The sequence below is a fragment of the Pseudoalteromonas sp. P1-7a genome (assembly GCF_001401855.1).
GTDB lineage: Bacteria > Pseudomonadota > Gammaproteobacteria > Enterobacterales > Alteromonadaceae > Pseudoalteromonas.
In genome coordinates this window covers 1-3,546 of sequence record NZ_LKDU01000065.1, presented here as the reverse complement: position 1 = coordinate 3,546, position 3,546 = coordinate 1, and the positions used below count along the sequence as shown (strand labels likewise).

Sequence of the window (3,546 nt, the reverse complement as noted above, 5' to 3'; positions counted from 1 at the left end):
CAAAGCGCTGAGCCAAAAAACGATGAAGCAATCGCCCCAGCTGATGATAAAAAAGCTGCGGTAGCTGCGGCTATTGCCCGTGCTAAAGCTAAAAAAGCCGCTAAAGCGGCTGCGCAAACCCAGCAATTAGATGAACCCAGTACAGCTGAGCAAACAAGTGATGCTGAGCCGGAAAACTCACAAGTAAGCCCTCCTGCTGATGACAAAAAAGCGGCCGTAGCTGCGGCTATTGCCCGCGCTAAAGCTAAAAAAGCCGCTAAAGCGGCTGAGCAAACCCAGCAATCAGCTGAACCAAATGCTGCTGAGAAAACAAGTAATGTTGAGCCTGAAAACTCACAAGTAAGCCCTCCAGCTGATGACAAAAAAGCCGCCGTAGCTGCTGCTATTGCCCGCGCTAAAGCTAAAAAAGCCGCTAAAGAAGCTGAGCAATCAGCACCAAGTGAACACAGCGCACCTGAACAAAGCAATGAGCCACAAACCAGCAACGGTTCAGACTCTGAGCAAACTGCAGCAGAGAAGAAAAAAGCCGCCGTGGCCGCCGCAATAGCGCGCGCCAAAGCTAAAAAGTTACAAAAAGAAGGAAATGATCAGTCATGAAATTAACCATGGCCAGTTCGCCGCACAACCATAGCCATAAGTCGTTAACGCGCTTAATGCTAACCGTCATTGCTGCGTGTATTCCTGGACTAATAGCACAAGTGGTATTTTTTGGGACTGGCGTACTTATTCAGTTAGTACTGGCACTTGTTGCTGTAAGCGTATTTGAAGCAGCCATTATGTTAATGCGCAAACGCCCTATTTGGCCTGCATTGAGTGATGGTAGTGCATGGCTTACTGGTGTGCTGTTAGCACTGAGTATTCCGCCGCTGGCGCCTTGGTGGGTCATTATTATTGGCTGTTTATTTGCCATTGTGATTGTAAAGCAACTTTATGGTGGGCTTGGGTTTAACTTATTCAACCCAGCAATGGCCGCATACGTACTTCTTTTAATCTCGTTTCCGGTACAGATGACCGCGTGGTTACCCGTTACCGATTTACTTAATGCCCCAATTGGTTTTATTGACCAATTACGTCTTATATTTACCGACTTTACGGCGCTGGGTTTTAGTGTTGATCAAGTCCGTGCCGGCGTTGATGGCCTCACCATGGCCACCCCGCTTGATACAGTTAAAACTGATGTAGCACATGGTCTAACGGTTAGCGAAAGCATGCAAAAACCAATTTTTTCTCAATGGGCTGGGCTTGGTTGGCTATGGGTTAACCTAGGCTTTTTAGCCGGTGGTTTATACCTTTTAAAAGCTAAAATTATAAACTGGCATATTCCAGTCAGCTTTATAGGCTCACTGGCGCTGTGCAGTGCCATTGGCTATATTGCTGCGCCAGGTACCGAGCCAGGTATGGTCTTTCACTTATTAAGTGGCGCGACCATGATGGGCGCATTTTTTATCGCCACTGACCCTGTTTCAGCTGCAACCACCAATAAAGGGCGCCTAATCTATGGCGCGTTAATTGGCTTGTTGGTGTATTTGATTCGCACCTTTGGTGGTTTCCCTGATGCGGTAGCCTTTAGCGTATTATTAATTAATATTGCTGTACCGCTGATTGATTACTACACCCAACCACGCACTTATGGCCACGGAGCAGTAAAATGATTATTTCATCAATGGCTAAAAATGGCGCGATATTAACGGCCTTTGCACTGATAACAACAGGCTTAGTTGCCTCAATTGATGCATTCACCGCCGATAAAATTGCCGAGCAAGAACGCCTGCAATTAACCTCACAATTACAAGAGGTATTAAACCCACGCAGCTACGATAATCAGCTCAATACAAATTGCGTAATTATGAGCGACGAACAACTTGGCCCTTACCCCGAGCAAGTTATTTACCGCGCTTATAAAAATCAGCAACCTGTTGCACTTGTAATCAGGCACGTAACACCTAGTGGTTACAGTGGCGATATTAACTTATTAACCGCCGTACTTGCTGATGGCACCATTGCCGGCGTACGTACCACTAAGCACGAAGAAACGCCCGGCCTAGGTGATAAAGTAGAGGTTAAAAAGTCGCTGTGGATCACTACATTTAACGATTTAACGGTTCAAAATGAAGACGATGCCCGTTGGGCGGTAAAAAAAGATGGCGGCCAGTTTGACCAATTCACCGGCGCAACAATTACGCCTCGCGCCGTGGTTGGCTCGGTAAAAAATGCCGTATTATTTGCAAAAGCTAACTTTGACGCCATTTTTAAACAGCCTAATGCGTGCCAAGAGGTAACACCATGAGTGAGTTAAAAACCTTATACAAAGAAGGCGTATGGGCCAATAACCCAGCGCTCGTGCAGCTGCTCGGTTTATGCCCGCTTTTAGCTGTTACATCAACGGTAACCAACGCACTTGGCCTAGGGTTAGCTACTTTATTAGTTTTAGTAGGCTCTAATGTTACCGTTTCTATTGTACGTAATTGGGTGCCTAAAGACATTCGTATTCCGGTATTTGTAATGATTATTGCAGGCTTTGTGACCATAGTTCAGCTACTTATGAATGCGTATACCTTTGGCTTGTATCAATCACTAGGCATATTTATTCCACTTATCGTGACTAACTGCGCCATTATTGGCCGTGCAGAGGCGTATGCTTCTAAAAATCCTGTTCACCTGTCTGCGTTCGACGGCCTAATGATGGGCTTAGGCTTTATGGCCGTGCTGTTAGTGCTAGGTGCAATGCGTGAACTGATAGGCCAAGGTACATTATTTGATGGCGCCGATTTGCTCCTAGGGCCATGGGCACAAAGCCTACGCTTGGAAATATTTAGTTTCGATAGCCAGTTTTTACTCGCTATTTTGCCCCCAGGTGCCTTTTTAGGGCTTGGGCTGCTAATAGCAGCAAAAAATGTTATTGACGCACAAATAAAATCAAAACAGGTAACGCCGCCTGCTGCCGAAAAAGGCCCACGCGCACGTGTTACTAGCTTAACTTAAGGGGAAAACGCTTTAGCGCTATTAGCTAATGCGTTTTAAGTTGCATGAATAAAGAAAAACGTCACCAAATACTCTCGCGTTTGCGCGAGCAAAACCCACACCCAGAAACCGAGCTTGAATACTCAAGCCCATTTGAGCTACTAGTGGCTGTTACGCTCTCCGCACAAGCCACAGATGTCGGGGTAAATAAAGCTACCCGTAAATTATTTCCGGTTGCTAATACCCCACAAGCCATTTTAGATATCGGCCACGATGCACTTCGCGATTATATAAAAACCATTGGGTTATTTAATTCAAAAGCCGCAAACGTGTACAAAATGTGCCAAATATTGGTTGATCAACATAATGGCATTGTGCCCGAAAACCGCGAAGCCCTCGAAGCCCTCCCCGGAGTTGGCCGAAAAACCGCAAATGTCGTGCTCAACACAGCTTTCGGCTGGCCGACCATTGCCGTAGACACGCATATTTTTCGTGTTTCAAACCGCACCAAATTTGCGATGGGTAAAGATGTAGTTGCTGTTGAGCAAAAACTTGAAAAGGTTGTCCCTAAAGAATTTAAAGTAG

At 45.9% G+C, this 3,546-nt stretch carries 4 protein-coding genes and 1 pseudogene; all 5 read left to right on the top strand.

Features of this window, described 5'->3' with window-relative positions; translation table 11 throughout:
• Window positions 1-597, top strand: a pseudogene (locus tag AN389_RS19380) (electron transport complex subunit RsxC); the annotation flags it as partial.
• On the top strand, window positions 594-1,652 hold the full coding sequence (rsxD, locus tag AN389_RS19375) for an electron transport complex subunit RsxD (protein WP_055016961.1): 1,059 nt from the start codon (window positions 594-596) through the stop codon (window positions 1,650-1,652). The pseudogene AN389_RS19380 and the gene rsxD, both read left to right, overlap by 4 nt.
• Window positions 1,649-2,287, top strand: coding sequence for an electron transport complex subunit RsxG (gene rsxG, locus AN389_RS19370; protein WP_055016960.1), 639 nt, complete (start codon window positions 1,649-1,651; stop codon window positions 2,285-2,287). Before rsxD ends, rsxG begins: the two co-directional genes overlap by 4 nt.
• The gene (locus AN389_RS19365) at window positions 2,284-2,982 is read left to right on the top strand and encodes an electron transport complex subunit E (RefSeq protein WP_055016959.1); all 699 of its coding nucleotides are present in this window, start codon (window positions 2,284-2,286) and stop codon (window positions 2,980-2,982) included. The genes rsxG and AN389_RS19365 overlap by 4 nt, the downstream gene beginning before the upstream one ends.
• Window positions 2,983-3,026: 44 nt before the next feature.
• Window positions 3,027-3,546 (top strand): endonuclease III (gene nth, locus AN389_RS19360; protein WP_055016958.1); only part of this gene is annotated, 520 nt, incomplete at its 3' end.

Excerpts from the sequence above, each read along its gene's own strand:
- rsxD (WP_055016961.1), top strand. The coding sequence starts at position 594 with ATGAAATTAACCATGGCCAGTTCGCCGCACAACCATAGCCATAAGTCG.
- rsxG (WP_055016960.1), top strand. The coding sequence starts at position 1,649 with ATGATTATTTCATCAATGGCTAAAAATGGCGCGATATTAACGGCCTTT.
- AN389_RS19365 (WP_055016959.1), top strand. The coding sequence starts at position 2,284 with ATGAGTGAGTTAAAAACCTTATACAAAGAAGGCGTATGGGCCAATAAC.